The sequence below is a fragment of the Mycobacterium sp. IDUB_39 genome (genome assembly GCF_055419205.1).
On sequence record NZ_JBVAXF010000001.1, the window covers coordinates 1,055,496 to 1,080,976 of the forward strand.

At 65.8% G+C, this 25,481-nt stretch carries 26 protein-coding genes; 10 read left to right on the forward strand and 16 right to left on the reverse strand.

The window, feature by feature from the left end; genetic code table 11:
* Positions 1–3: 3 nt before the first annotated feature.
* From ACZY0X_RS04980 to ACZY0X_RS05005, 6 genes are read right to left on the reverse strand one after another with little or no spacing between them, the layout of a single operon-like run.
* A complete protein-coding gene (locus tag ACZY0X_RS04980; RefSeq protein ID WP_463768485.1) occupies positions 4–792 on the reverse strand; it encodes an SDR family oxidoreductase in 789 nt (262 codons plus the stop codon).
* Between the two features lie 46 nt (positions 793–838).
* Positions 839–2,470, reverse strand: a complete 1,632-nt coding sequence (locus tag ACZY0X_RS04985) for an N-acyl-D-amino-acid deacylase family protein (RefSeq protein ID WP_463768486.1) — start codon at positions 2,468–2,470, stop codon at positions 839–841.
* Positions 2,467–2,751 (reverse strand): hypothetical protein, encoded by a 285-nt coding sequence (locus ACZY0X_RS04990; protein WP_463768487.1) that lies wholly within the window; start codon positions 2,749–2,751, stop codon positions 2,467–2,469. The genes ACZY0X_RS04985 and ACZY0X_RS04990 overlap by 4 nt, the downstream gene beginning before the upstream one ends.
* 27 nt (positions 2,752–2,778) lie before the next feature.
* On the reverse strand, positions 2,779–3,582 hold the full coding sequence (locus ACZY0X_RS04995) for a DODA-type extradiol aromatic ring-opening family dioxygenase (RefSeq protein WP_463768488.1): 804 nt from the start codon (positions 3,580–3,582) through the stop codon (positions 2,779–2,781).
* A gap of 24 nt (positions 3,583–3,606) precedes the next feature.
* A complete protein-coding gene (locus ACZY0X_RS05000) occupies positions 3,607–4,533 on the reverse strand; it encodes a dipicolinate synthase subunit DpsA (protein ID WP_463768489.1) in 927 nt (308 codons plus the stop codon).
* Entirely contained in the window at positions 4,530–5,423 is an 894-nt protein-coding gene (locus ACZY0X_RS05005; RefSeq protein ID WP_463768490.1) for a dihydrodipicolinate synthase family protein, read from the reverse strand. The genes ACZY0X_RS05000 and ACZY0X_RS05005 overlap by 4 nt, the downstream gene beginning before the upstream one ends.
* A 111-nt stretch (positions 5,424–5,534) precedes the next feature.
* Here ACZY0X_RS05005 and ACZY0X_RS05010 point away from each other — a divergent pair, with 111 nt between their 5' ends.
* Positions 5,535–6,566 carry a LacI family DNA-binding transcriptional regulator gene (locus ACZY0X_RS05010; RefSeq protein ID WP_463768491.1) on the forward strand — a complete coding sequence of 344 codons (1,032 nt, stop codon included), beginning with the start codon at positions 5,535–5,537 and terminating at the stop codon, positions 6,564–6,566.
* Here ACZY0X_RS05010 and ACZY0X_RS05015 read toward each other — a convergent pair.
* Positions 6,553–7,338, reverse strand: coding sequence for an SDR family oxidoreductase (locus ACZY0X_RS05015; RefSeq protein WP_463768492.1), 786 nt, complete (start codon positions 7,336–7,338; stop codon positions 6,553–6,555). The two genes, ACZY0X_RS05010 and ACZY0X_RS05015, sit on opposite strands and share 14 nt — an antisense overlap.
* A gap of 155 nt (positions 7,339–7,493) precedes the next feature.
* Here ACZY0X_RS05015 and ACZY0X_RS05020 point away from each other — a divergent pair, with 155 nt between their 5' ends.
* Positions 7,494–8,696, forward strand: a complete 1,203-nt coding sequence (locus ACZY0X_RS05020; RefSeq protein WP_463768494.1) for an MFS transporter — start codon at positions 7,494–7,496, stop codon at positions 8,694–8,696.
* Here ACZY0X_RS05020 and ACZY0X_RS05025 read toward each other — a convergent pair.
* Genes ACZY0X_RS05025 through ACZY0X_RS05045 form a run of 5 tightly spaced genes read right to left on the reverse strand, consistent with a single transcriptional unit; the run spans position 8,666 to position 13,333 of the window.
* Entirely contained in the window at positions 8,666–9,415 is a 750-nt protein-coding gene (locus tag ACZY0X_RS05025; protein WP_463768495.1) for an ABC transporter ATP-binding protein, read from the reverse strand. The genes ACZY0X_RS05020 and ACZY0X_RS05025 overlap by 31 nt on opposite strands.
* A complete protein-coding gene (locus ACZY0X_RS05030; protein ID WP_463768496.1) occupies positions 9,405–10,148 on the reverse strand; it encodes an ABC transporter ATP-binding protein in 744 nt (247 codons plus the stop codon). Before ACZY0X_RS05030 ends, ACZY0X_RS05025 begins: the two co-directional genes overlap by 11 nt.
* Entirely contained in the window at positions 10,145–11,254 is a 1,110-nt protein-coding gene (locus tag ACZY0X_RS05035; RefSeq protein ID WP_463768497.1) for a branched-chain amino acid ABC transporter permease, read from the reverse strand. The genes ACZY0X_RS05030 and ACZY0X_RS05035 overlap by 4 nt, the downstream gene beginning before the upstream one ends.
* Complete coding sequence (locus ACZY0X_RS05040; RefSeq protein ID WP_463768498.1) at positions 11,238–12,122, reverse strand: branched-chain amino acid ABC transporter permease; 885 nt, start codon at positions 12,120–12,122, stop codon at positions 11,238–11,240. The genes ACZY0X_RS05035 and ACZY0X_RS05040 overlap by 17 nt, the downstream gene beginning before the upstream one ends.
* A 2-nt stretch (positions 12,123–12,124) precedes the next feature.
* On the reverse strand, positions 12,125–13,333 hold the full coding sequence (locus ACZY0X_RS05045) for an amino acid ABC transporter substrate-binding protein (RefSeq protein ID WP_463768499.1): 1,209 nt from the start codon (positions 13,331–13,333) through the stop codon (positions 12,125–12,127).
* 1,259 nt (positions 13,334–14,592) lie between these two features.
* On the opposite strand from ACZY0X_RS05045, the gene lysE reads away from it, so the two are divergent.
* Positions 14,593–15,192 (forward strand): L-lysine exporter, encoded by a 600-nt coding sequence (gene lysE / locus ACZY0X_RS05050; protein ID WP_463768501.1) that lies wholly within the window; start codon positions 14,593–14,595, stop codon positions 15,190–15,192.
* Here lysE and ACZY0X_RS05055 read toward each other — a convergent pair.
* Both ACZY0X_RS05055 and ACZY0X_RS05060 read right to left on the reverse strand, forming a co-directional pair.
* Complete coding sequence (locus ACZY0X_RS05055; RefSeq protein ID WP_463768502.1) at positions 15,189–16,544, reverse strand: MFS transporter; 1,356 nt, start codon at positions 16,542–16,544, stop codon at positions 15,189–15,191. The genes lysE and ACZY0X_RS05055 overlap by 4 nt on opposite strands.
* Positions 16,545–16,593: 49 nt before the next feature.
* Entirely contained in the window at positions 16,594–16,881 is a 288-nt protein-coding gene (locus ACZY0X_RS05060) for a hypothetical protein (protein WP_463768503.1), read from the reverse strand.
* 164 nt (positions 16,882–17,045) lie between these two features.
* Between ACZY0X_RS05060 and ACZY0X_RS05065 the strand changes: the two genes are divergently transcribed.
* Both ACZY0X_RS05065 and ACZY0X_RS05070 read left to right on the forward strand, forming a co-directional pair.
* Complete coding sequence (locus ACZY0X_RS05065; RefSeq protein WP_463768504.1) at positions 17,046–17,420, forward strand: heme-binding protein; 375 nt, start codon at positions 17,046–17,048, stop codon at positions 17,418–17,420.
* Between the two features lie 116 nt (positions 17,421–17,536).
* Complete coding sequence (locus ACZY0X_RS05070) at positions 17,537–18,199, forward strand: hypothetical protein (protein ID WP_463768506.1); 663 nt, start codon at positions 17,537–17,539, stop codon at positions 18,197–18,199.
* A gap of 8 nt (positions 18,200–18,207) precedes the next feature.
* Here the strand turns inward: ACZY0X_RS05070 and ACZY0X_RS05075 are convergent, their stop codons facing one another.
* On the reverse strand, positions 18,208–20,469 hold the full coding sequence (locus tag ACZY0X_RS05075; protein ID WP_463768507.1) for a molybdopterin-dependent oxidoreductase: 2,262 nt from the start codon (positions 20,467–20,469) through the stop codon (positions 18,208–18,210).
* A 49-nt stretch (positions 20,470–20,518) separates the two neighbouring features.
* Positions 20,519–21,397, reverse strand: coding sequence for a TetR family transcriptional regulator (locus ACZY0X_RS05080; protein ID WP_463768508.1), 879 nt, complete (start codon positions 21,395–21,397; stop codon positions 20,519–20,521).
* A 67-nt stretch (positions 21,398–21,464) separates the two neighbouring features.
* Between ACZY0X_RS05080 and ACZY0X_RS05085 the strand changes: the two genes are divergently transcribed.
* The 5 genes from ACZY0X_RS05085 (at position 21,465) to ACZY0X_RS05105 (ending at position 25,435) form a co-directional block, all read left to right on the forward strand.
* Positions 21,465–22,457 carry an ABC transporter substrate-binding protein gene (locus ACZY0X_RS05085; RefSeq protein ID WP_463768509.1) on the forward strand — a complete coding sequence of 331 codons (993 nt, stop codon included), beginning with the start codon at positions 21,465–21,467 and terminating at the stop codon, positions 22,455–22,457.
* A gap of 12 nt (positions 22,458–22,469) precedes the next feature.
* The gene (locus ACZY0X_RS05090; RefSeq protein WP_463768511.1) at positions 22,470–23,159 is read left to right on the forward strand and encodes a queuosine precursor transporter; all 690 of its coding nucleotides are present in this window, start codon (positions 22,470–22,472) and stop codon (positions 23,157–23,159) included.
* A 75-nt stretch (positions 23,160–23,234) separates the two neighbouring features.
* Positions 23,235–23,891, forward strand: coding sequence for a 5-oxoprolinase subunit B family protein (locus ACZY0X_RS05095; protein ID WP_463768512.1), 657 nt, complete (start codon positions 23,235–23,237; stop codon positions 23,889–23,891).
* Complete coding sequence (locus ACZY0X_RS05100; RefSeq protein WP_241401647.1) at positions 23,888–24,775, forward strand: 5-oxoprolinase/urea amidolyase family protein; 888 nt, start codon at positions 23,888–23,890, stop codon at positions 24,773–24,775. Before ACZY0X_RS05095 ends, ACZY0X_RS05100 begins: the two co-directional genes overlap by 4 nt.
* Before the next feature lie 102 nt (positions 24,776–24,877).
* Complete coding sequence (locus tag ACZY0X_RS05105; RefSeq protein ID WP_463768778.1) at positions 24,878–25,435, forward strand: GNAT family N-acetyltransferase; 558 nt, start codon at positions 24,878–24,880, stop codon at positions 25,433–25,435.
* Positions 25,436–25,481: the final 46 nt, after the last annotated feature.

Consider the following 25,481-nt stretch of genomic DNA (forward strand, 5'->3'; position numbering starts at 1 on the left):
GCGCTAGGAGACGCTTTCGATCATCCCGCCGTCGATACGTAGGATTGCGCCGTTGATATAGGCGGCGCGATCGCTGGCGAGAAACGCCACTGCGTCGCCGTATTCACGCGGGGTGCCATAGCGTCGCGCGGGTATCCGGCCCAGGTAGTCCTGCTGGACATCGTCGACGGTCCGGTGCTGCTGTTCGGCACGAAGCACGTCACGGTCGAGTGCAGCCTGGCTGGCGATACGACCGGGCACGACGACATTCGAGGTGACACCGTCGGGCCCCACCTCCCGCGCAACGGTTTTCGACCATCCCAGTAAGGCAGACCGCAGCGTGTTCGATATGCCGAGCATCGGAATCGGCACCACCACGCCCGACGACGAGCTGGTGACCACCCGGCCCCAGCCGCGTTCCCGCATCCCCGGCAGCACCAGGTCGGCGAGGTTGATGACCGAGGCCACCATCGATTCGAAGTAGTTGCTCCAGGTGTCCATCGGCACTGCGGTGGCCGTGGTGCTAGGCGGTCCTCCGGTGTTGTTGACGAGGATGTCGACCGACCCGAGGCTCTCCTGCACCTGACCAACCAGATCCCGTTCAGCCTGCCGATCCCCGAGTTCCACGGCGAACGCACGGACCAAGGCGCTATCGCCGCCGACGGCTTCGACGGTGGCTTGGGCGGCTTCCAGCCTGCGGTCCGCACACGCGACGTGTGCGCCCTCGGCGGCCAACGCCTCCGCGATTCCGCGGCCAATCCCACCCCCTGCGCCCAACACCAGCGCGGTACGTCTGGTCAGGCCGAGATCCATTGGGCCATATCCTCTCCGCCGAGTCGGCAGGGTCTGCGCACCAGCCTCACGACGGAGGCGCAGGTTGGTGGTGTCGACGCAGCACGGTCCCGGATCGGGCGTCGGTCTGGACTCCGGCACGGACAGCCGGCGTACCCGCGACGAATACCTCGTCGACGCCGGCTGCGAACTGATGCGGGTCGACAAACGTCGCCCGCTCGGTGACCCGATCCGGGTCCAGCACCACAAGGTCGGCCACCGCACCGGGTGCGATGCGGCCCCGATCGCGCAGGCCGAGGCGGTCGGCGGGCAGCGACGTCATCCGGCGCACCGCCTCCGGCAGTGACAGCAGGTGCTGTTCGCGCACATAGCGTTGCAGCACTCTGGCGAAGGTGCCGTAACTGCGGGGGTGCGGGGTACCGCCTTCGTCGGGATGCATGGTCCATCCGTCGCTGGCGACCGCCACTTGTGGGTGTCGCATCACCCGTTCGATGTCCTCGTCACCGATGGCGAAGATGACCACCTCCACCGCGCCGTCGCGCCGCAGTAGGTCGAGCATGAGGTCGACGGGTTCGCGGTGCGCTTCGCGTGCGATCTCGTCAAGCCGACGGCCGACGAACGCTGCGTGCTCGTCGAGGCCCACTGAGGAGATCATGACGGTGTCGGGTTCGAAGTCGCGTTTGGGCCGTCCGTCGGTCGGTCCGTCGAGTACCTCGGTGCGGATCGTCGCCCTCGTCTCGGGATCCCGCAGTCGCGCTGCCAACGCGTCCGCACCACCCTCAGCAGCCCAGCCCGGCACCAGCGCCAGCATGGTTGTCGACGACGCGGGATACGGATACTGATCCAGCGCGATGTCGGCACCCGCCGCGATTGCCGCATCCACCCGCTGCAGCGAGGTCTCGGTGAGGCCCCAGTTACGCCGCCCCAGCACCTTGTGGTGGCTCAGTTGCAGACGGACGCCGGAGCGTCGTGCGATCTCGAGCGCCTCGTCGAGCGCGACGAGCAACTGCTCGCCCTCGTTGCGCATGTGGGTGCTGTACACCCCACCGTGGGCGGCGACGACCCGGCACAGCGCCACCAGCTCATCGCGGCCCGCGAAACTGCCGGGCGGATAGATCAGACCGGACGACATTCCGAATGCGCCTGCGGCCAGGGCCTCCTCGGCCAGGCGGCACATGTCGGCGAGTTCGCGGTGGGTGGCGTCGCGCCGCTCGTAGCCCATCACGGCGATCCGCAGCGAGCCGTGTCCCACCAACGGTGCGACGTTGACCGCGGTGCCCACCTGGCGGAGGTGGGCCGCATAACCGGGCAGGTCGGTCCACTGCCAGTTCAGATTTCGACCGAATATCGCCGTTGCCTGATGGAGTTGTGCTGCGTACTCGCCGGGGCCCACCGGGAAGGGCGAGAACCCACAGTTGCCGACAACCAGCGTGGTGACACCCTGGCGGATCATGGATGCCGCGGACGGATGGGTGGGCAGAGAGAAGTCGGCGTGGGTGTGGATGTCGACGAAACCGGGCAGGATCGCCCGCCCGGCCGCGTCGACGATCTCCTCGCCACCGTCGGTGGCGAGGGAGTTCGGATGTGCGACCTCGGCGATGCGTCCGTCACGCAGCCGGATGTCGGCGGCCACGGCTGGCCCGCCGGTGCCGTCGATCACCACACCGCCGGTCAGGACGTAGCCGACCGGCTGCGTCACACCGTTTCCCGCTTGGCAACAGTCATCTTCAGGTTCCACTGAACGTTGCGCATGAACTGAACCGACAGCATGGGATGGATGCCACGCGCGACCAGACCGTCGTAGTCGAACGTCGTCATCAGCTTTCGCGCCTCCTCGTCCAGCGCGTAGCCTCCGACGAACTCCTCTGGGTTCGCCATGAAGTCGGTGAAGAGTTGGTCACTCTCCTGGATGTCGTGGATCAACCTGGCCAGCTCATAGTCCTCGGGTCGCGGCCGGGGATAGTAGAGTCCGTCTAACATTTGGTTTCCTCTCCGCTGCAGTATGTTTCAGAACTCGATGACGGCGTATCCGCAGTGATCATTGGGCACGTAGGTAACGTGCTGGGCCTTCGGCGCGCTGCCGCGAGCGCCGATGGCAACCACCCAGTTGCGCAGCTCGGTCATACCGTGGGTATCCAGCGCCTTGGCGCTCATCGAAGCGAGCTTGTTGACCTCGCCGTTCCTCAGCCAGCCCAGGATCTCCTGGTCGTACTCCAGGTCGGGGTCGTGGTAGCGCGAGGTACCCGGAAAATGCGACATCCCACCGGTTCCCAGAGTCCCGATGCGGAGGCCGGCATTGTCAGCCCAACGGGCAATCTCGCGTCCGAGTTTGAAGCACCGCGAGATCTCCGGCTGCGGAGGTACGTAGGTGTTCAGGATGATTGGGATGACGGGTAGGTCCAGCCCGCCCTGCATGCCGAAGTGCAACGGCACCATGAACGAGTGGTCGAGCACCTGCTTCTGGCTCCACGCCGGGTCGAAGTCATTGGTCAGCAGGTGATCCAGCAATGCGTTGGCCAGATCTGGGCGTGCCGGGAGTTCGACGGTCTCTTGGTTGAGCGCCGCGACGACCGGCGAGCCGGTGTAGACGGTCATTGCCGGGACCAGGTTGAAGAAGTGATTGTGGATGTGATCCAGGGCAATCACGACAAGTGCGTCCAGGTTTGACTCCTGGATGCGCTCGCCCATCCGCCGCATCCCGGCTTGGGTCTCGGCCAGCACCTCCGGAGAATCCTGGCGCTCGAGGAAGATCTGGGGGGCATGCGAGCTGACGAACGCGATCTCGACACCCGGTTCTTCACTTGTTGACATCAGCTACTCCTCTCGGTGACAAAGTCACAACATCGTTGTCGTGGTTAGTTGTTGTTGCGCCGGACCTGTGTCTCCGACGTCGTCAGCGAGGAGGTCCTGGAGGAACTCCAGCTGGGCCTCGGCCATGGACACCGGCGCTCGCAGACCGCCGAGGCCACGCACCCAGTTCACGTCGAGGCCCATACCGACAAGCGCCTGATGATCCATACCGCCTGGGGGCGAGGCGATATCGAAGATCCGCGCGGTGATGCGACTACCCGCCACCGACAGCGGAACGGCGTCAACTGCCGGCACGGTGTTGATGACGATATCGGCGGTCTCCATCACATCGACGCGGTCGACATAGGCGACGGGACGAGCCCCCAGTTGGCGGGCGCGTTCTCGATCACGCCGTGATCGAGCCGCGACCACGACCTCACATCGCATGGCCAGCAGCAGCTGTGTGATGGCCAGACCGGTCGAGCCGAATCCCAGTACGACGAAGAGGTGTTCGCGCAGCAGCCGGTAGGTGCTCTCGACGAGAACCGAGACGAGGGCCTCCGAAACGGCCGTTGCGGTCTTGACGACCAGCCCCGAGTCCGCCTTTGTCTCGTGAACGGCGATTCCGAGGTCAGCGCACAGCGCTCGCACCCTCTCGCTCGCCCGGCCGAGCACCAGGCCGCCTCGTTGCGCCGCCGATGCGCCCAGCAGTTCACGATCCAGTCGGATCGGCACATCACCTGCCGGAGAATAGACTTCGTCGTTGACGGTCAAGCCCGGATAGGGGCACAGCACCCAGTTGGAACCAGTCACCGCGTCGGCCGCGCTTCTGGCCCTGCGGTACCTGGCAAGTGGATCGTGGACGGCGCCACCGAACACTCGTACGTCGAATTCGTTCTCGCCGAGTGCGTTGGCGATGTGGTGCTCGCGCTCGTCACCACCCAGCACGGCCACGGCCAGGAGCCCGGTCATGTGCCGACCGCCGCGAGCAGATCATCGGTCTCGGCGAGCGCGGACGCCAACTGCCCGGTCTCGGCCTCGTCGAGGGGAATGTAGGGCGCGCGTACCCGCGCGGTGCCGGCGTAGCCCCGCAGCACCATCGCCGCCTTGACGACACGCGGCTGCCCGAGGGAGCGCACCAGGGTGGCGTAAGGCCGCAAGGCCGCCACGACCGCTGCCTTCGATGCCGGCGGGACCGCCGGATCGGCAAGTGTGATGAAGGCCTCGGGAAACACCCAGACATTCGTCGAGGTCACTCCCCCGACCCCGGCACCGACCGCTGCGGCGCACACCAGGTCCGCCGCAGCCAGAACCTGTCCCTGCCCTGTCGACTGCACCCTGGTGATGGTGTCGACCATCGCCGCCAGCGCCTTGGTGCCCTGTTTGACGCCCGTGTAGGCGGGCATTCGAGTGACTCGCTCGAGGAGCGCCGGCGACACATCGGTCCCGAAAACCGGGTTGTTGTACACGATCAGGTCGTGCTTCAATGCATCGCCGATGCGCTCGAAGTGCACGAGGAGGTCGGCGTCGGTGAGTTCAGCGGCGAAGGGTGCCGACACCATTACCTGGTGCGCACCGACCTCGAGAAGCCTTACGCCGATGCCGATCGCGTCGTCACCGTTGAGTGCCGCCGCCCCCGACATCACCACCGCGGCGGGATTGGCACGCACCACCGCGTCGGTCACGCTGATGCGCTCCTCGGGTCGTAGCACCTGGAACTCACCGTAGGAGCCGGTCAGCAGGACCCCGGTCACGCCGTGAGCGACGATCCGAGCGACATTGTCGGCGACCGCGGCACCATCTACGCCGCCCGCGCCGTCGAAGGTCGTTGGGGCGATCGCATAGAAGTGTGTGACTCGCATCGACTCCCTCTCACAGCGGCAACTTTAGCGCTTTTGCTAAAGCGCTTTAGAAGCATAAGGTCTGACGAGCGGGACTGACAAGTCCCTTGGAGATGTTGGGGGTTAACGCGTATGCCACAGGGGCGCCAGACTCCGGCACGTCTGATTGACGTCGCCGAGAAAGCCGGTGTGTCGCTGACGACGGCCTCGTTTGCGATGTCCGGGCGTCCCGGCGTCAGCGAGGCGGTCGCAGAGCGTGTTCGCGCCATCGCTGCCGAACTCGGATACGTGCCCAATATGCAGGCCCGTTCGTTGGCCAGCGGTGCGAGTTCGATAGTGGGCCTGCTGGTGCACGACATCGCGGACCCATACTTCGCCGAGTTGGCCTCAGCTGTGGTGGCCTCGGCCGCCGACCTCGGCCTCACCGTGCAGATCTGTCAGAGTTCACGCGACCCCAAGCAGGAGATCACCCAGGTTCGCACCTTGGTGGCCAGCCGGGTACGCGCGCTCATCATGGCCGGATCCGGCCGGACCGGCACCTCCGATGCACGCGCCACCTATGACGAACTCGAACGATTCCAGGCGACGGGCGGTCGCGTCGCGATGATCGGACGTCACCGCACGCCGCTGGATGCCGTCGTGCCCGACAACACGTCCGGTGGCGCACTGGTCGGCGCGCATCTGCGAGAACTCGGCCACACCCGGATCGGCATCGTCGCTGGGCCTGACGACCTTGCCTCAGCCGCGGACCGGTTGCGGGGTGTCACAGAGGCACTCACCGCCGACAGCGAACGGGTGGAACTGTACGTCGAGCACTCAGCGTTCGATCATGCCGGCGGCGAGGCGGCCGCCGAACGTCTGTTGACCGATCATCCGGACATCACTGCGCTTGTCGCGCTTAATGACTCGATGGCGGCGGGCGTGCTGGCCACCACTCGTCGCCGCGGCCTCGACGTACCGGGAGATATGTCTGTCACTGGATTCGATGATGTCCGGGTCGCCGCCGACCTCGGCCCGGGTCTGACGACGGTGCGTCTGCCTCTGCACCAGATGGGAACCTCGGCGGTGGCGTTGGCGATGAAACCGCCAGCCACACGCGCCCGGCGGGTCCAGGTCCCCGTCGAACTCGTGGTGCGGGGTTCCACCGGGCTCAGACGGCGTTGATGTAGCCTCCGTCAATCCTGAACACCGACCCGGTCAGATACGACGCCCTCTCGGAGGCGAGGAACGCCACGACATCTCCGTACTCGCTGGGCCGGCCGTAGCGACCGAGCGGTATCGAGTCAGTACTCTGCTGCACCACGTCCTCGAATGCCAGACCCTCACGCTCGGCGCGCTTCTCGTCGAGGAACCGGATCCGATCGGTCGCGATGCGCCCGGGAAGCACGATGTTGCTCGTCACTCCGGCACGGCCGACCTCCGCGGCAAGTGTCTTCGACCAGCCGACCAGCGCCGAGCGGAGAGTGTTCGACAACCCGAGATTCGGAATCGGCGCGATCACGCCCGATGAGGTCGATGTGATCACGCGGCCCCAACCGCGCTCGGCCATGGCTGGCAACACCAGATCGGTGACACCAATGACGGCCAGCACCATCGAGTTGAAGTGCGACTGCCATGCGTCGGCCGGTTGTCCCGCCACGGGCGATGGCGGCGGTCCGCCGGTGTTGTTGACGAGGATATCCACCTGGCCCAGCGCCGACTGCACACGCGCCAACCGCGCGGCGGCGCCATCGATGTCGCTGAGGTCCCACTCGATCGAGTGCGTCTCGGCTCCCGACTCACGCAGCCGAGCCTCAGTGCGCGCCAACGCGTCACCGTTGATGTCCGCGAGGCCGACGCGCGCGCCCTCTCGTGCCAGTGCCGCCGCGATGGCCCCACCCAGGCCGCCACCCGCGCCGAAGACCAGTGCGGTCCGTCCTGCAATCCCAAGGTCCATTGCGGATGTGCCTCCATCTGAGTTCTGAAATTCGTAGAGCACATTCAGCTTAAGCGCTTTGGTAATCTGAGTTCAAGTGCTCGCCCACTAGAGGACTGAGAGGGGTGTGCCGTGACCGGCGATCGGAAACCCACACCGGCACAAGGGTCGGACAGATGACCGCTCCCAGCAGTCGAGTGCTCACGCTTGGGGTCTCCCATGCGGCGACCGACTTCTATCAGGGCAGTGTCGCCGTGCTGGTGCCAATCCTGGTGCTTCAAGCCGGATTCACCGCGGCGCAGGCCACCACCGTCGTGCTGGCCGCCACGCTGGGCTCGGCCCTCGTCCAGCCCCTGTTCGGCATACTCACGGACAGGTTCCAGACCTTCTGGTTACTGCCGGGCAGCATGCTGCTCGCGGGGGCGGGCATCGGACTGCTCGGACTGACGAGTTCCTTCAGCGCGACGCTGGCCGCGGCCGCGGTGTCTGGCATCGGCGTGGCCGCCTACCACCCGATCGCGGCCAGCCTCGCGCGCGGAGTCGGCAGCACCGCCCGCTCGATGAGCTGGTTCATCGCGGGTGGAAACATCGGGCTCGCACTCGCACCCGCCATCGCGGCGCCGATTCTGCTTGCATGGGGGCCGCAGGCGTCACCGCTTCTTGCCGTTCCCGGCGTTCTCGGCGGCCTGGCCGTCATCGCGGTGCGACGCTGGCTGCTGGCAGGTGCCTCCCGCGGCCAGGACGGCGGATCCCCGGCCGTCGACGGCGCCGACGACTGGCGCACTTTCGGTTGGCTCACCGTGGTCGCGATACTGCGCTCCGGTGTGTACTTCGGCATCTCGACGCTCGTCGGCCTGCTGGTGGTCGAGGAACTCGAACTCAGCGCGGGTGTCGGTGCGACGCTGCTGGGCGCGTTTCTGGCTGTCGGTGTACTCGCCACGCTCGCTGGCGGCGTGATCGCCGACCGGTGGCGCCGTGTCACCTGTGTTCGACTCGGTTTCGCGATCAGCCTGCCGGGCCTGATCACCCTGGCGCTCGCACCCAACGCCGTGGTGGCCACGATTGGAGTCGTCGTCGCGGGTGTCGGTGTGTTCCTTCCGTTCTCGGTGCAGACAACGCTCGGCCATGAGTACCTGCCGCATCACATCGGCACGGCATCCGGTGTCACCATCGGACTGTCGGTCTCGGCGGGCGGCGCATTCGCGCCGATCCTCGGACTGATCGCGGACGGCCACGGACATCGCCATGCGCTGCTGGCGCTGGCGACGCTTCCGGTCCTCGCGCTGCTGATAAGCCTGCGCCTGCGCGAGGGTGGCCGCGGTGTCAGCACGCACCCCAGCCAGATCGATCAGGTGTGCGCCGCCGCACCGCCGAGGTAGAGGTCGGCCAGCTTGGGATCTGCGAGCAGATCAGCTGCGGGCCCGCTGATGTGGACGCATCCGAGGTCGAGCACACATCCGAGGTCGGCGGTCTGCAGCGCCCGGCGTGCGTTCTGCTCGACGAGGAGCACCGCGGTACCGGCATCACGCATGCGCACGATCTGCTCGAACACGGTGGTCGTGGTCTTCGGATCCAAGCCCATCGAGGGTTCGTCGAGGAGGACGACCTTCGGCGTGACCATCAACGAGCGCGCGAACTCCACCTGCTTCTGCTGACCACCAGAAAGCAATCCTGCCAACTGGTTCCAGCGTTCTCCGACGATCGGGAACAGCTCCTGCACGTGCTGAATCCGCTCGGCGATAACCGCGGGATCCTTCACTGTGAACGCCCCAAGCTGGACGTTCTCCTCGACAGTCATCTCGCGGAACACGCTGTGGCCCTGGAGCACATGGGACAGCCCTGAGCACAGCATTGCCTGCGGGCCCTGCCCCGTCACATCGTCCCCGTCCACACGGATGGTGCCTGAGCGAGGTTTGAGCAGCCCGCTGGCCACCTTGAGGACGGTCGACTTGCCTGCGCCATTGGGCCCCACCAGGCACACGATCTTGCCCGCGGGCACCCGCACGGTCAGTCCGCGCAGCACCATGGCCGCTCGGCCGTAACCGGCCTGGATGTCATCGAGTTCGAGCAGATATTCGGATGCTGTTTCAGATGCCAAGGTAAGCCTCCAGGACTCGCGGGTCGGATTGCACCTCTTGCGGGGTACCGGTGGATATCGGACGTCCACGGTCGAACACGATGACGTGATCGCTCAGGCTCATCACGAGATCCATGTTGTGCTCGACGATCAGGAACGTCTTGCCTTCTTTGTTCAGTTCCACGATCAGTGTCATGATGCGCTCTATCAGTGCCGGGTTCACGCCGCCTGCAGGCTCGTCGAGCATGATCGTGTCGGGGTCGCTCATCAGCACACCAGCCAGCTCCAACAACTTCTGCTGGCCGTAGGAGATGTTGCGCGCCTCAGCGCGTTCCAAGTGATCGATGCCGACTCGCCGCAGCAGCGCACGGGCCCGCTCCACCGCCTGCTTGTTCCTCGAGCTACGCATCATGGTCAGCTTCGGTCCGCTGACCCCCACCAGCATGTTCTCCATCACCGTCATCTGCGGGAAGGTGCGGCACAGCTGGAAGCTGCGGCCGATCCCCGCGCTGGCGATCCGGTTGGCGGGCCGACCGGTGATGTCCCTGCCGCGATACGACACCGAGCCGCTGTCCGGCTTGATCATCCCGGTGACGCAGTTGAAGAAGGTGGTCTTCCCGGATCCATTGGGACCGATCAGCGCGTTCACCACACCGTGGCGGAACTCAACAGTCGCCCCGTCAACGGCGGTCACGCCGCCGAACCGTTTGGTCAGATCGACCGTCGAGAGGTTGGCCAGCTCGGTCGTGGTCATCTGCGTGCTCCGTTCACCGTGGGCTCGAGGTCGGACTCGGAGTCCTCAGTCCGCTCGCGCTGAGAGTCCAGCAGGTCCTCGGCCGTCTGTTCGCGGATTGACGTCTCGCCGCGGCGTAGGCGCCGGTTCATTAGGTCACGCACCCCGGGGATCACGCCATCCGGCATGAACAGCACCACCAGCACTAACAGCAGACCTGTCGCGGTGAGGTGAATCTGGGTGTCGCCGTAGTTGAGCTTGAAGTACTCCAGCGCAAACCCCACCAGGACCGCTCCCAGGAGTGGACCGAAGAGACTGCGGATGCCGCCGACCAGTGCCATGAGCACCATGTAGGCGCCCAGCAGGATGGAGAACTGGAACACCGGGTCCAGGTCGCCGAACCACAGCGCATAGAACCCGCCTGCCGCCGCGGTGAAGGCCGCTGACAATACGAACGCCACCAGTTTGTACTCGGTGGTGGGCACACCGAGCGCGCGCGCCTTGTCCTCGTCCTCCCGGATGGCCTTGAGCCGCATGCCGAACTGCGATCGGTCGATCAGCCACCACAGCAGCAGCGCGACGGCCAGCAGACCGAGATACAGATAGTAGAACCGCAGGTGGTGTTCGGGACGTAGGAGTCCTGGGAACGGCCGCGGCGCCTCCATACCCGACGAGCCGCCGGTGAGCGAACTCCAACTCTGGGCCACCAGGAGCACGATCAGTACGAAGGCGATGGTGGCGATCACGAACGACGCCCCGCGTAGTCGCAGCGCGGCGAATCCCACCGGTATGGCGGTCAGCGAGACGATCACCACCGCCGCCGCCACCGCCAGGAAGCTCGCCATCTCCAGCCGGTTGATCAGCAGCGCCGTGCCGTAGGCGCCAAGACCGAAGTAGGCGGCGTGACCGAAGGAGATGTATCCGGTGAATCCGCCCATGAAGTTCCATCCGGTGGCGCACACGGCGTAGTTGAGGATCACCACCGCCGCCGCCAGCAGGTAGGCGTTCCCCAGCGTGGAGGGAATGGTCAGTCCGACGACGACAAGAACGATGACGCCCAGGATCTTCAGCGCCGGAACGAGCTTCGCCGTCCGGAGGGTGACTCCCGGGTCAGAAGCGCTGTGCAAGACGACCTCCAAAGAATCCCTGCGGCCGGAACAGCAGAGTGGCGAAAAGTGCGATGTAGAAGACGGTCTGGGCCCAGGTCGCGCCCATCGGAATCTGCAGCATGCTGGTCGCGATGCCCAGGACCATCGCGGCGATGGCCGCGCCGGGCACCGAGCCCAGCCCGCCCACGACGATGATCGCCATCAGCGGACCGATCCAATACCAGTGCAGGGACGGAAAGATCGTGGCGTCCAACGAGAGTGCCGTCCCACCGACGGCCGCTGTCGCCAGACCGAGGCCGAAGCCGTAACTAGCCACCCGATCGGTGTTGATGCCGACCAGCCGCGCGGCATCCGGGTGCTGGATGGTGGCTCGCAACGAACGGCCGAATGAACTCCTCATCAGCACGAAGTACAGTGCCCCCAGGCCGGCCACGGCGAGCCCGAAGGAGACCAGCTTGACCACGGGGATCGACGCTCCGAAGAAGTCGATCTGCGCCGAGCCGTAGTCGAGTTGGACACGCCGCTGCACGCCGGTGAACGCGAATCCGAGCATGCCCTCGATGATCAAGGCGAAGGCCAGCGTGAGCAGACACGACATCATCGTCAGGGTGGCAGGCCGTAGCCGGGTGAGCAGAGCTCGTTGCAGGACTACACCGAGCCCGAAGAACAGCGGCACCGTCAGCGCCAGGGACAACATGGGGTCAAGCCCGGTCACCGAGGTGAAGAACCAGGCCAGGTAGGCGGCGAGCACCAGGAAGGCCGCATGCGCGAGCATGACGACCCGCATGACCCCGAAGTAGAGGGTGAGCCCCGAAGCCAGCAGCGCGTACTGTCCGCCCAGGAGCACACCAAGGATCAGGGTCTGAAAGACGACTGCCAAATCCATGGTCACCAGCCTGGTTTCGGGACGATGATCTCAGCCTCGGCGACATCCTCGGGCAGCACGATCTTGGTCTCGCCGTCCTGCCACTGCAACACCATGCTCGCGCCCTTGGGGCGGCCGTCCTCATCCCAGGACAACGAGCCGACGACTGTCGGCACCTCGGCAGAACGCAGATAGTCGATCAACTGCTGCTGGCACTCGCCCTGTTCCGCGCAGCCGACGTTCTCCACGGCGGCCTGAACGACCTGACCCGTGGCGAACGCCGCCGCCTCGTCCTCATTGGGCTGGTGGTTGTACTTCGCCTCGTAAGCGGCGACGAACTCGGGGTTGGTCGGTGTGGTCGAATCCGGTGAGTAGGAGGTGGGCGCGAGGATGCCTGCGGTCCGCGGCCCGAGTGCACTGGCGAACTCGGGGTGCGTCGGGGCGGTGGTGAAGCCAGCGATCTTGGGCTCGTAGTTCAGCTGCTGCAACGCGATGATCAGATTCACAGCGTCCTGATAGGCGGCCCCGCCGATGACCACGTCGGCCTTGGTCGGCGCAATCTTGGCGGCCAGCGTCGAGAAATCGGTCTGGTTCGGCGGATAGAGCTCGTCGACGACCACTTTGAGACCGCCCTCCACCAAGCGGTCCCGGACGCCGTGCGCAGTGGCCTTCGGGAACGGATCATCCATGGACGCCACCGCCAGCGTCTTGGGACGCTGGTCCTCCGGCATGGCCAGGATGTAGTCGACGAGGTAGTCGAAGCTGTTGTCTGCCACCGACGGTCCGGAGTAGAAGAGGTTGTCGAAGCCCTGCTCGAACACCTCGGCTGCGTTGCCGGCCGGCTCCACGAACAACATGCCGTACTCCTGGGCGACCCGGGCGGCCGGGACGACCAGGCGGCTCGAGTACGGCCCGAAGATGAGGTTGGCCTCGTCCTGGGCGATGAGCGCCTCATAGTCGGAGACGACCGCCTCGGCCTGCGACTTGTCGTCGAGGATCTTCAGTTCAACCTGGCGCCCCATTAGGCCGCCGTTGGCATTGACAGTTTCAGCCCACAGTCGGTAGCCCCGCTCGACACCCTTCCCCGGCTCGGCGAAGTCACCCGTCAGAGGAATCGAGACTCCGATCAGGATGCGGTCGTCGTCGCCACCGTCACCGCCGCTGCTGCAACTGACAGCACCCAGCACCAACGCCGTTGCCGCCGCTACCGTCAGGCTCTTCCGTACCCACATCCGCGCACTCCTCACAGCTGCCCTGAGCACTCAACTAAAGCGCTTCACTAGGACACCCTGCACTGAACACGAGGCGAGCGCAAGAGGAAATAGTGAATTAACGCACAGTTGACGGAAGCGCTTTAGTATTTACGTCTAGCCGGGGTTCCGGACAGCACCGAACCCCGCGCCTCAGGGCGCTGGATAGGTGTTCCTCGTACGCGGCGGGGCCAGCAAAGAGGTCAGCCCAACGCGCTTCTCCCAGGACGCAAACCGATGAATGAGGACAACTACCACCAGTCGCGCCGTGGGCTAGTAGCCACTGCTCGGCTAGGCGTCAACACTGCGGCAGAACACGCATTTCGCGCGATGGCCGCCGACGCGGGGCACGCGACGCTGCCGGCCCCTGACGCCCCCGCTCAAGGCCGTGCTGAATCGGAAGAGCGCCTTCGGCCTGGCCGGTACCGCGAGGGCGAATCGGCCAGTTGGACCGATCCCTAGGGGGGTGTTAGCCGCAGGCCGGAGAACGTCATTTACAGCTATGCCTCAACCTATCAGCCCGAATACCAATATTTTTCAATGCCAAGCGCTTGCATAGGAGGTGCTAGCACTCTCAATGACGCGCGTGAAGCTTATAGCTCCGATCTGGCCGCATTGCTCAATGCGACGTGTCGCGAGCTGTCTCGACCGGTCGAGCACTTCGAAATCGCGACGGCGGGCGTGTGGTTACGCAGCGAGATGACGACGAGTACGCACGCACGTTCACAGGCTCGACGGCTGGCCGAAACCGCCCTACTGCAGGATCAGATCGCATCGGGTGTGCCCGTAGCATTGCGCTCCGTTCAGGGCGCCAGCGGAATGCCGGTTGTCGTAGTGACCGATCCACACGACAGCCTGGCTTCGGTGCTCAATCAGATGACCACCTTCGACACACTCTGGATTTTCTATGCGGCAGACGATGACCAGCTCAGGTGGGTAGCTCTTTGCGGCCCGAAGCCGACGATGTCCCATTGGCGGCCGCCGCGGTGGACGCAAACAAGGTGGCCGGAATACCGATCGCAACGTTCGCCGCCGAATACTCCACGGCAGGCAATCAGCATGTTCGACTCATCGACTCAGACCGGCGATAACGGGTATTCCCTGCGGAGGCTTCCAAAGAACCTCGCCGCTGCGGCTTCGTGGCAATCGAGGGATGACACACTCCTGGACATTAGTTTCTCTAATGCATCGTGAAAATCATTAGCTGTACTTGTCCAACGACCAGACCTAGCGTCAACGCCATGGACTCGCCCCTGCTCGTTGGCTTCTTTGCGTCGTTCGCGTTGATCGCCGCCATCGGCGCGCAGAACGCGTTCGTGCTGCGTCAGGGCATCCGCCGCGAGCACGTGCTTCCGGTGGTGGCGATGTGCACGGTGTCCGACATCGTGCTGATCGCGGCGGGTATCGCGGGCGTCGGCGCCCTGATCACTGCTCACCCGAACGCGGTCAACGTCGCCAAGTTCGGCGGTGCGGCATTCCTGATCGGCTACGGCCTACTCGCGGCGAAGCGCGCCTGGCGGCCGTCGGCACTCACCCCGTCGGACGCGGCGCCGGCCCGGCTCGGCGCCGTGCTGATCACCTGCGCGGCACTGACGTTCCTCAACCCGCACGTCTACCTCGACACCGTCGTGCTCCTCGGCACGCTGGCCAACGAAAGTGGTGACGGGCGTTGGCTGTTCGGCGTCGGTGCGGTCACCGCCAGCGCCGTCTGGTTCACCAGCCTCGGGCTCGGAGCGCGCCGCCTGGCCGGTTTGTTCGCAACGCCGTCGACGTGGCGCATCCTTGACGGCATCATCGCCGTGATGATGCTCGTCCTTGGTATCTCGCTGGCGGTGTCCTAGATCCCTGAGGCTCGTCGTTGTTCGAGGCTGGATGCATTCTGATCCGGCCTGGGTCTGGCGCCCAGGTAGACCACCACTGCAGCCGCGGCCAAGGACAGTGCCCCGACCACCCACATCGCGGCCTTGGCATCGCCGGTCAGATCGGTCAGCCACCCGGTGATGTAGGGACCTCCGAATCCGCTGAGGTTCCCCAGCGAGTTAATCAGTGCGATTCCGCCGGCCGCGGCGACACCGGTGAGGAATGTCGAGGGCAGCGCCCAGAACACGGGTAGGGCGCACATGATCGCGCAGGTGGACAGGGTAACGGCGATCATCGCCAGATAGGGGTCGGTCATATAGAGCGCGGCTGGTATCGACACTGCCCCGACGATCGCCGGGATCGCGACGTGCCATACCCGTTCGCCGGTTCGGTCGGCGTGGCGCGCCCAGGGCACCATCACGATGGCGGCGATGACGTAGGGGACAGAGGTCACCAGGCCGCGCTCGATAACGCTCAGATGGGTGCCGTACTGCTCCTGGAACCCGGCGACGATGGTCGGGAGAAAGAACCCGACCGCGTAGAGGCCGTAGGCGATTCCGAAGTAGACAAACGCCAGCGCCAGGATCCTCGGATGACTAAGCGCCTTCTTGAGCGGCCAGTGCTGGCCGGTCTGGGCACTCAGTCGTTCGTCGTCCAGTGTTTCCTCCAACCAACGCTTTTCATCAGCCTCGAGCCACGCGGCCTCAGCTGGTCGGTCCGTCAGGTAGAACCAGCAGACGAACGCGAGAACGACGGCGGGCATGCCCTCGACTAAGAACAGAAGGCGCCAGCCGTCGAGGCCGAAAACCCCGTGTCCCCAATCGATGATCAGCGACGACATGGTCGATCCGATGGCTGTGGACACTGGCACCGCCACCATGAACAACGAGATCGCCTTGGAGCGATGCCTTTCCGGGAACCAGAAGGTGAGGTAGAGAATGATCCCGGGGAAGAATCCCGCTTCCGCCACACCGAGCAGGAACCGTAGGACGATAAGGGTTTCGGTGTTGGGCACGAATGCGATCGCACTGCTGATGACGCCCCACGTCAGCATGATGCGTGCAATCCACCGGCGCCCGCCGAACTTGTTGAGCGCGATATTGCTCGGCACTTCCAGCAACAAGTACCCGATGAAGAAGATGCCCGAGGCGAATCCGAACGCCTTGGCGCTCATCCCAAGGTCCTCGTTCATGCCGTTCGGACCGGCGAAGCCGATGTTGACGCGATCGAGGTAGTTGACGAAGTAGAGGAGTACCAGGAACGGGATCAACCGGCGGGTCACCTTGGCCATCGTCTTGATTCCGACGGCCGAATCAGCGAGTTGCGTGCTCACGCTGACATTCTGTATCGCTGGGTGTCAGCCCGAGAGCAAGACGCGAAACCTAGTGACGGGGACCGATTCCGCCGCCACCGCCACCGCCCCCGGGACGCCACGGATGGTCTGGATGCCAGTCGGGCGGGCCCAGTTCGATCGACAGGCCAGCGTCACACAGGTAGTCGTACTCACACGGGTACGGCGTGTAGGGCCCAGGACCCGGCCCGGTTCCGCCGTCCGGCCCACGGACGTCGCCCTGAGCGCAGACGCTGACGCCGTTCGACACGGTGCAGTCCGCGGAGGCCAGCGGCGCAGCGGCCAGGACGAACGGCGCGGCGCCCACTGCCAAAGCCATAAACGGGTACAACCGCCGAACCGGCACGGCCGACTCCAATCGCTGATCGAGGTCTTGTATCGCGTGACCTTAACGCCTGCGGACATCGGGAGCAGCGGTGATTAGGCCGGCGACACGCGGGTAGCCCTACTGCAACACCCACAGCAAACCGAGGAGGTACGACGATGAAGACCACACGCATACGCACCGCGGGCCTGGTCACCGGACTGGTAGCGGCGACCATCGCCGCCCCGATCGCTTCGGCGGCACCCGATCCATGCAGTGCAGACAACATTTCCGGGACGGTGAATACGGTCACCGGCCAGGCCCAGGACTACCTGAACGCACACCCGGGCGCCAATCAGGTGGTGTCGGCTGCGCGCACGCAACCGCGGCCGGAGGCGGAGGCCAACATTCGTGGCTACTTCACCAACAATCCGCAGGAGTACCACGAACTGCGTGGGATCCTGACGCCGATCGGTGACACGCAGCGCCAATGCAACGTCTCGGTGCTCCCACCGGATCTGGCGTCGGCATACGACACGTTCATGGCGGGCTGACACCGGTTCGGAACTTCTCCCGCCGTCCGCCCAGCCGTCACCTCGGTGACGGCTGGGTGACGACCGCGCCCTGTGCAATGGCGGCCATCCGCACTCGACCCGGAAGGACCGTCGTCATGCCAGACACCGACACCACCCTCGAAGGTGACGAAATGATCGTCCGCGACGAACCCGTCGAGGTCACCGCATCGGTGGTGCCCACCGATGACGCGGCACCCACCGAGGATCGGCCGACCCGCAATCTGGTCATCCGCCAGGTTCTCGAACGACAGCTCGTCGCCGGGCAGGGATTGAGCACCGACCTGGTCGAGGCCGCGATCGACGCCACAGTGGCCCTGGCACACTCCCCCGCCATCGTGGTGAATGAAATCCGCAGCGGCGCAGACCTTCCCAGCGCCCTGACCCGCACCGGTGCCGGTGTACGCGAGGCCGTGGCCGAGGCTGGCGGGCGTGTCCGCGCCGTCGTGGGTGGATACGTCGTCTCCCAGGCCACACTGCCGAACGCCGTGATCGCGGGCACCGCCGATGTCGCCGAGACCATCGTGCGGGCCCAGGGCATCGTCACGACCTCGGCTCTGCAAACCGCCTTCACGCTGGCCGCCGTGGCCGCGCAGGGTGGCGACGTCCGAGATGCCTTCGCCCGGGAGCGCACCGGCGTGCAGGACAGTATCGACGTAGGCCGCGATCGCATCACCGCGTCGGTGACGCGGGCCCGCGACGAGATCCGCTCGGCGATCAAGGACTACGACACCATCGCGGACGCCTTCGGCGACCGCTGACGTCCCAGTCAGGCCACCGGGGCCACCGCGACGGGGATGCCGTTGACCGCCGCATTCCCGCTCGGTACGTCCACGAACGCCACCGGCGACAGGATGTTGCTGTTCACGCCCGGGTGCGCGGAGGCGACGGCCGTGCGCAGGCCGGGGCGATCGTGACCCCAGCCGTGTGGCAGGCACACCACGCCGGGACGGATACCGGAATCCAATTCCACTGGCACATCCAGGGATCCGGACTCTGAGGTCACGGTGGCCAACTCGCCCTCGACGAGCCCGAAGCGAGTGGCGTCGTCGGGGTGGATCTGTAGGGTGCACCGATTGGACCCCTTCACCAGAGCCGGGACGTTGTGCATCCACGAGTTGTTGGACCGCAACTGCCTGCGGTTCACCAGAACCAGGTCGTCGGCGGGCCGGTTCAACCGCGTGGCCAGACGCGGCAGATCCGCGGTGATATGCGGTGGCACCAGCACGATCTTCCCGTCGGGAACGTTCAGCACCTCGGCGAGCCGAGGACGGTTGGCGCCCAGGTCAATTCCGTGCGGGTTCTCCAGCAGCAGGTCCAGAGACAGCCCGCCCTCCACCTCGCCGTACCGGTCGCCGAACGGTCCGGTGCGCAAGGTGAGGTCCAGCAGACGCTGCGGCCCACCAGCGCCGAACCGTCCTTCTTGCTCATACCGTGCGCGCAGCGCAGCACCATCGAATCCCTTGATGGAGGCCATGACGTCGAACAGCCCGTCGTCGATGACACTGACGTCGACCTCGTCGGCGGACTGGCCCTGGCACGCACACGCCAGGCGGATCAGGATCTCCCACTCCTCGGGCCGTCCGTCGGCGGGCGGGAAGATGGCGGGTGAGTAGTTCGCGCCGCTGCGCACCGCGAAATTCCAGATGAGGTCGTCGTGGTGAGGCTGCTCAAGCGGTGACAACCCGGGCAGGATGACGTGGGCGTGCCGGGTCGTTTCGTTGAGCCAGTTGTCGACGCTGATCATGCAGTCCAGGCCCGGCAGAGCCTGGTCGAGAAGCTCGCCCCCGGGTGCGGACAGCACGGGATTGCCCGCGACAGTGAACAGCGCCCGGATCTGCCCGTCGCCCGGGGCGGCGATCTCCTCGGCAAGGCAGGACACCGGCACATGGCCAAGGATCTCGGGAGCGCCCCGCACCCGGGTCTTCCATCGCCCGAAGTTCGGGGCGCCCTGTTCCAGCCCGGGCATCGGAAGTTCGGTGAACGACCAGGCCGACGGGACCGGAAACAGCAGTCCGCCTTCGGCGTCCATGTGCCCGGTGATGATGTTGACGATGTCCACCAACCAGGACGCGAGCGTGCCGAACTCCTGGTTGCAGGTGCCGATCCGCCCGTAGACGACGGCGCGCTCGGTGGTGGCCAGTTCGCGGGCCAGGGCACGGATCCGCCCGGCTGGGATGCCGGTGACCGTCTCCACCCGTTCGGGCGTCCAGTCGGCCAGGACCTCACGCAGCTCGTCGAGCCCGTCGACGAGCCCCTCGGCGGCACCGAGACGGACCAGGTTCTCGGAGAAGATCACCTGGCACATGGCAGCAAGGAATGCAGCATCGGTACCAGGTGTGATGGCCAGCCACTCGTCGGCTTTGGCCGCAGTGGCGGTGCGCCGCGGGTCGATCGCGACGACCTTCCCTCCGCGCTTGCGAATCGCGGTGATCTCGCCCATGACGTCCGAGCAGCTCAGTAGCGAACCCTGCGAGACCGCAGGGTTCGCACCCATCACGACAAGCATGTCGGTGCGCGGAATGTCCGGGACCGGGATCTTCCACATCCCGCCGTACATCAGGTGCGAACTGACGTTCTTGGGCCACTGGTCAACGGTTCCTGAGCTGTAAATCATTGGGATACCGGACATTCCGATGAGCACCCCGGCGTAGCGACTGAGGCTGAAGCCGTGTGCCAGCGGGTTGCCCACATAGGCGGTAACGGCCTCGATGCCGTGTTCGGCGATCACCGGGTTCAGCAGCTCCGAACAGCGCCGGAATGCCTCGGGCCAGCTCGCCTCTCGCCAGTCCTCCCCCTCGCGGATCATCGGCACCCGCAGCCGGTCGGGGTCGTGGTGCATCGCGCCCAGCGTGGTGCCCTTCGGACAGATATGGCCCTGACTCCACACGTCGAGCCGGTCGGGTTTGATCTGCATCACCTGATCGCCCTCGACGTGGATGTCGAGCCCGCACATGGCCTCACAGAGCGGACAGGTGCGGTGGTGGACAGTGCGTGCGGCAGGATCTAGCGCCGGAACTTGGTCGGTCATGGGACTCCTATGTCGATCTCAACCAACCGCCGGAATCTAACGCCGATACCTAGATCTGTAAAGAAGGGATGAGGCGGCGATACAGATACGCGCGTAAACCCTCATCGGTCCGGCAACGCGATCCATCGTCGACCATGAGGGAGACCACGAAGCGCATCACCGTCTCAGCGATCTCGTCGAGTTCATCCGCCAGTTGGGGTTCCCAGTTCAGCAGCGGCAGCAACGCAGCACGCGACACCTCGACCGCGGCGGCGTCCAGTATCTCGCCTGGACGGATCAGCCCCAGCAGTGAGGCCGCGGGATCACGGCGGTACCCCATGACCACGGTGACCACCGACTCCACGACGAACTCCGCCCCAGAGCTCGTCCCGGCTTCAGCGACCGACATCAGTTGCTCTGAAATACGCTGCGCCGCAGCGGAAGATACTGCAAATAGCAGGTCATCACGAGAGCTGAAATATGAGTAGACGGTCGGGCGACTCAGCCCCGCGCGTGCAGCGACCTCACTGACGGTGGTCTTCTCCCAACCCACCTCGATGAGGCATTCGACGGCGGCATCGACGATGCGCGCCACTGTCGAGGAACCGCCGGAGGGCACCTGCGCATCCAGTACCCGCTCAACGGCCGGACCAACGCCCTTCGCCGTGCCGTGCGCACCGTTCTCAACCAGGGAGAACTCCAGGTCAAGATCGCATAGCCGAATCAAGCGCAGCACGTCATCGAGTTTCATCGACGAATTGCCGTTCTCCCAGCGGGCAATGGACGGTTGCGCTGTGCCCGCGCGGCCGGCGAGTTCGGCCTGGGTGAGGCCGGCGCGAAGCCGCGCTTCGCGGATCAGAGCCCCTCCGGCGGACTGCACGACCAGAATATATACCAGTTTAGTTATATTTTGGCCGAGCGATTCTGAGGCCCCGTCGGCGACCTCCATTGCCCTCGCGGCCGACACCGGCCCTTTCATGAAGTCGGCTGGTCAGTTAGCCACTACGCTCGGCGACGTGCCATCGAACTGGTCTCGGCGGAGTTTCCTGGCAGCGACCGCCGGCCTCGTGGCGGGCACCGCCGCCGTGTCCGCTGCCTGCAGTTCGGAGCAGTCGGGCGAAGTCGCCAAGGACGGCTCGGTCACCATCAAGCACGCCTTCGGTGAGACCAGGATCCCCGGCCCGCCGCAACGCGTGGTCAGTGCGGGGTTCACCGAGCAGGACGACCTCCTGGCACTCGGCGTGGTCCCCGTCGCGGTGACGGATTGGTTTGGTGGCGAGCCGTTCAGCGTATGGCCATGGGCCCGACCGAAACTCGGCCCGGCACAGCCCGCCGTCCTGAGCCTCGCCGACGGCATACAGGTGGATCAGATCGCCGCCCTGAAACCCGATCTCATCGTCGCCGTCAACGCCGGACTCGACGCCGACACCTATGCCAAGCTGTCGGCGATCGCACCGACCATTGCCCAGTCCGGTCAAGACGCGTTCTTCGAGCCCTGGAAGACACAGGCGACCGTCATCGGTCAGGCCGTGTTCAAGGACGCGGACATGCGTGCCCTCATCACCGCGGTGGACGACCGATTCGTCAACGCAGGCAAGGAGAATGGGTCGTTCAGCGGTAAGCGGGCCTTGGTGGTGGGCGGCACGTTCTTCGAGGACCATGCCGTCGTCACCGCCGCCGGATGGCGCACCGACTACCTCACCCAGATGGGTCTGGTGATTCCCGATTCCATCGCTCAGTACGTGGACGGCGACCGCGCGCTGGTACCGCGCGACCGCATGGCCTCAGTCCTCGACGCCGCCGATGTCCTGATCTGGACCACCGAGAGTGACGACGAACGCAATGCCCTGCTCGCCGATCCCACCTTTGCCACGCTGAGGGCCACCCGCACCAACCACAATGTGCTGACCGACAAGGAACTCGCCGGCGCCATCTCGTTCGGCACGGTGCTGTCCTATCCGCTGGTCGCCGACCGACTGCCACCGCTGCTCGCCACCGCGCTCACCTGAGAGGATGGCCCGGTGCAGCCCCAGACACCCGACGTGACCGACCATCCAGGATTCGCACGGGTCGGATCGGCCTACTACCCGGGCCTGGTCGCGGTCTTCACCGCGCTGGTGATCATCTCCAACGTGACCGCCACCAAGGGCGTCGCCTTCGGCCCCATCATCACTGACGGCGGGTTCATCGTCTTCCCGTTGACCTACGTGATCGGCGACGTGCTGTCCGAGGTGTACGGCTTCAAGGCCGCGCGCAAGGCGATACTCCTGGGATTCGCAATGAATGCGCTGGCCGCCCTCGCGTTCTGGGTGACCATCTATCTACCTGCCGCCGACTTCTATGAGAACCAGGCGGCGTTCGAGACCGTCGTGCACGCCTACACCCAGCTGATCGTCGCGGGCCTGGCCGGTTTCCTCGTCGGGCAGACCATCAACGCCTGGGTGGTGGTCAAGATCAAGGAACGCACCAAGGAGAAGCACCTGTGGGCGCGCCTGATCGGCTCGACGTTCGCCGGCCAGCTCGGCGACACGCTGGTGTTCTGCGCCATCGCCGCCAGCGCCATCGGGATAACCACGTTCAAAGACTTCGCCGTATACACAGCGCTGGGCTGGTTCTACAAGACCGCGGTCGAGGTGGTCATGCTGCCCGTGACCTACCGCGTCATCGCCGTCATCAAGCGCCGCGAACCCACCTACCAACCCGCGTTATGAGCCTTCGCTAAGGCTCCTCTGGCGAGGTCCTAAACCTTGCTGCGAAACGTAGCTACTCGCGGGTAGCTTGAGTCAATGACAGTCACGGCGGAGATGAGCATGATCGGTGCCGTCCACGACTACGGGGATCAGGCGCTGCTCCTCGAGTTCGATGACACCGCCGAGGTACTTGCGTGGACGGACGCGTTGCGCGCGGCCGAGCTGATGGGCGTGCTGGACATCGTCCCCGCATCACGAACGGTGCTGGTGAAACTCGCCGCGCCCCGGCACCGGCAGGCCACCCGGGTGCGCCTGTCCAAAATGCGCATCGATCCGGCAGATGTCCAGATCGCCCCGGCGCCCGATCAGCGGCCCGATGTGGTGCTCGACGTCGTCTACGACGGCGAGGATCTGGATGACGTCGCCCGACTCACCGGCCTGACCCGCGACGAGGTGGTGGCCGCGCACACCGCGACGCCCGTCCGAGTCGGATTCGGCGGATTCGCCCCGGGTTTCGCCTACCTGATCGGCGGCGATCCCCGCCTGCACGTGCCACGACGGGCGGAGCCGCGGACCAGGGTGCCGGCCGGCTCCGTGGCGCTGGCCGGTGAGTTCGGGGGCGTCTACCCCCGCGAGTCTCCCGGCGGATGGCAGCTCATCGGCCACACCGACGCCGACCTGTGGGACATCGAACGCGAGCAACCCGCCCTGCTGATGCCGGGTATGTCCGTTCAATTCCGGGAGGCACGATGAGCGTCACGCTGGAAGTTCTGCGCACCGGCCCGTTGGCACTGATCGAGGACCTCGGGCGTCCCGGCCTTGCACACATGGGTGTCACGCGGTCCGGCGCCGCCGACCGGCGGGCCCACACGCTGGCCAATCGGCTCGTCGCCAATCCGGGTGAACGAGCCACCGTCGAGGTGACGTTCGGCGGGTTCTCCGCCCGCGTGCACGGCGGCGACGTGGCCATCGCGGTGACAGGAGCCGACACCGACCCGGCCGTCAATGGAAAACCCTTTGGCACCAACAGCATTCACTACGCCCACGATGGCCAGGTGATATCGCTCGGCGCGCCACACTCGGGTCTACGGAGCTACCTGGCAGTGCGGGGTGGCATCGACGTCGCCCCGGTCCTGGGGTCACGCAGCCACGACGTGATGTCCTCCATTGGCCCGGCACCTCTGCGAGCCGGTGACGTGCTGCCCGTCGGCGCGCACACCGCCGACTTCCCCGAGATCGACCAGGCCCCGGTGGCGGCCATCGAGTCCGAGGTCCTCGAACTCAAGGTGGTGCCTGGCCCCCGCGACGACTGGTTCATCGATCCCGACATCCTGATCCGCACCAACTGGCTGGTCACCAACCGCAGTGACCGCGTCGGCATGCGCCTGGTCGGGATGCCGCTGGAGTACCGGTGGCCGGACCGACAACTGCCCAGCGAGGGGGCCACTCGCGGCGCAATCCAGATACCGCCGAACGGATTTCCCGTGATCCTCGGCCCGGATCATCCGGTGACCGGCGGCTATCCGGTGATCGGGGTGGTGACCAACGACGACATCGACAAGCTCGGCCAGATCCGGCCCGGCCAGACGGTGCGGTTGCACTGGTCGCGTCCCCGCCATCCGTTCGAATCCGCCTGAGGAAGCCGCACGACAACCGCGGGCTCGCCCTGGTAGGAACGAGGGGTGCGGTCCCCCGATCCGTTTGACCCTCACGTCCGTGCCGAGTCCGGCGCTCCCAGCCTGCGCGGCATTCACACCGCCCGCCTGGTCCACACCGCTGACCTCGACACCGAGACCCGAGAGGGTGCCCGCGAGATGGTCATCGCGGCGTTCGACGACGGCGACTTCTCCGACGCCGACTGGGAACACTGCCTGGGCGGCATGCACGCGCTGGTCTGTCACCACGGCGCCCTGATCGCGCACGGCGCCGTCGTCCAGCGTCGCATGGTCCACCATGGCCACGCCCTGCGCTGCGGGTACCTGGAGGCCGTCGCGGTCCGCCACGATTGGCGCGGCCTGGGGCTGGCCACGGTCGTGTTGGACGCCCTCGAACAGGTCGTGCGTGGCGCCTACGACCTCGGCGCGCTCAGTTCGTCTGCTGCGGGTCGGTACATCTACTCCTCCCGCGGCTGGCAGCCCTGGCGCGGCACCACGTCAGTACTGGCCCCGACCGGCACGGTCCGCACCCCCGAGGATGACGACTCGGTGTTCGTATTGCCGGTCGCAATGCCTGCCGGCGTCGAACTCGACATCAGCGGGGACATCGCCTGCGATTGGCGCAACGGCGACGTGTGGTGAAGTTGTCGTGACTCCTCACCACCGGGCCACCCGGCCGGTGAGGCCG

Excerpts from the sequence above, each read along its gene's own strand:
- ACZY0X_RS04980 (WP_463768485.1), bottom strand. The coding sequence starts at position 792 with ATGGATCTCGGCCTGACCAGACGTACCGCGCTGGTGTTGGGCGCAGGG.
- ACZY0X_RS04990 (WP_463768487.1), bottom strand. The coding sequence starts at position 2,751 with ATGTTAGACGGACTCTACTATCCCCGGCCGCGACCCGAGGACTATGAG.
- ACZY0X_RS04995 (WP_463768488.1), bottom strand. The coding sequence starts at position 3,582 with ATGTCAACAAGTGAAGAACCGGGTGTCGAGATCGCGTTCGTCAGCTCG.
- ACZY0X_RS05000 (WP_463768489.1), bottom strand. The coding sequence starts at position 4,533 with ATGACCGGGCTCCTGGCCGTGGCCGTGCTGGGTGGTGACGAGCGCGAG.
- ACZY0X_RS05005 (WP_463768490.1), bottom strand. The coding sequence starts at position 5,423 with ATGCGAGTCACACACTTCTATGCGATCGCCCCAACGACCTTCGACGGC.
- ACZY0X_RS05010 (WP_463768491.1), top strand. The coding sequence starts at position 5,535 with ATGCCACAGGGGCGCCAGACTCCGGCACGTCTGATTGACGTCGCCGAG.
- ACZY0X_RS05015 (WP_463768492.1), bottom strand. The coding sequence starts at position 7,338 with ATGGACCTTGGGATTGCAGGACGGACCGCACTGGTCTTCGGCGCGGGT.
- ACZY0X_RS05020 (WP_463768494.1), top strand. The coding sequence starts at position 7,494 with ATGACCGCTCCCAGCAGTCGAGTGCTCACGCTTGGGGTCTCCCATGCG.
- ACZY0X_RS05030 (WP_463768496.1), bottom strand. The coding sequence starts at position 10,148 with ATGACCACGACCGAGCTGGCCAACCTCTCGACGGTCGATCTGACCAAA.
- ACZY0X_RS05040 (WP_463768498.1), bottom strand. The coding sequence starts at position 12,122 with ATGGATTTGGCAGTCGTCTTTCAGACCCTGATCCTTGGTGTGCTCCTG.
- ACZY0X_RS05045 (WP_463768499.1), bottom strand. The coding sequence starts at position 13,333 with ATGTGGGTACGGAAGAGCCTGACGGTAGCGGCGGCAACGGCGTTGGTG.
- lysE (WP_463768501.1), top strand. The coding sequence starts at position 14,593 with ATGGACTCGCCCCTGCTCGTTGGCTTCTTTGCGTCGTTCGCGTTGATC.
- ACZY0X_RS05060 (WP_463768503.1), bottom strand. The coding sequence starts at position 16,881 with ATGGCTTTGGCAGTGGGCGCCGCGCCGTTCGTCCTGGCCGCTGCGCCG.
- ACZY0X_RS05065 (WP_463768504.1), top strand. The coding sequence starts at position 17,046 with ATGAAGACCACACGCATACGCACCGCGGGCCTGGTCACCGGACTGGTA.
- ACZY0X_RS05070 (WP_463768506.1), top strand. The coding sequence starts at position 17,537 with ATGCCAGACACCGACACCACCCTCGAAGGTGACGAAATGATCGTCCGC.
- ACZY0X_RS05075 (WP_463768507.1), bottom strand. The coding sequence starts at position 20,469 with ATGACCGACCAAGTTCCGGCGCTAGATCCTGCCGCACGCACTGTCCAC.
- ACZY0X_RS05080 (WP_463768508.1), bottom strand. The coding sequence starts at position 21,397 with ATGGAGGTCGCCGACGGGGCCTCAGAATCGCTCGGCCAAAATATAACT.
- ACZY0X_RS05095 (WP_463768512.1), top strand. The coding sequence starts at position 23,235 with ATGACAGTCACGGCGGAGATGAGCATGATCGGTGCCGTCCACGACTAC.
- ACZY0X_RS05100 (WP_241401647.1), top strand. The coding sequence starts at position 23,888 with ATGAGCGTCACGCTGGAAGTTCTGCGCACCGGCCCGTTGGCACTGATC.